Source organism: Nostoc sp. MG11 (assembly GCF_014904695.1).
In the GTDB taxonomy this organism is placed as follows: Bacteria; Cyanobacteriota; Cyanobacteriia; order Cyanobacteriales; family Nostocaceae; genus Komarekiella.
Window position 1 is genome coordinate 1 of the sequence record NZ_JACXXN010000233.1, and the last position, 535, is coordinate 535.

General features: G+C 43.9%; 1 protein-coding gene. It reads left to right on the forward strand.

The genetic code is table 11. The annotated features are described in order from the left end of the window. Nucleotides 1–535: response regulator (locus tag HCR01_RS38255; RefSeq protein ID WP_193201057.1), on the forward strand; the 535-nt coding region annotated here is incomplete at both ends.

Below are 535 nucleotides of genomic sequence, written 5' to 3' on the forward strand. Positions count from 1 at the left end.
TTTTCCGCACAGTGCTGCGACTTTTCTTAGAGCAGGATGGATATCGAGTCGCGGAGGCTGAAAATGGCATAGAGGCAATAAATGTTTTTGAGCAACTACACCCCGACATCATACTCCTTGATATCTCAATGCCGGATATGGATGGCTTCGAGTGTTGCCACAAGTTACATTCATTAGCTCAAGATCAGCACACTCCCATTTTAATGCTTACATCTGTTGAGGATGAACGCTCCATTAACCGTGCATTTGCAGCTGGTGCAACTGACTATGTTACTAAACCCGTTCTCTTGCCAATTTTGCGCCAACGTCTAAAACGCTTGATTGAGCAATCTCAGCTACAGCAAAAGCTGATTGCCGCAAATCAGCAGTTGCAACTTTTGGTTAATCTTGATGAGTTAACTCAAGTAGCTAACCGTCGGCGATTTGAAGAATATCTCGCCCTTGAGTGGCAGCGCCAAATACGCTCACAACAGCCTTTATCCTTGATTCTGTGCGATGTTGATTTCTTTAAGTCTTACAACGATACTTATGGTCA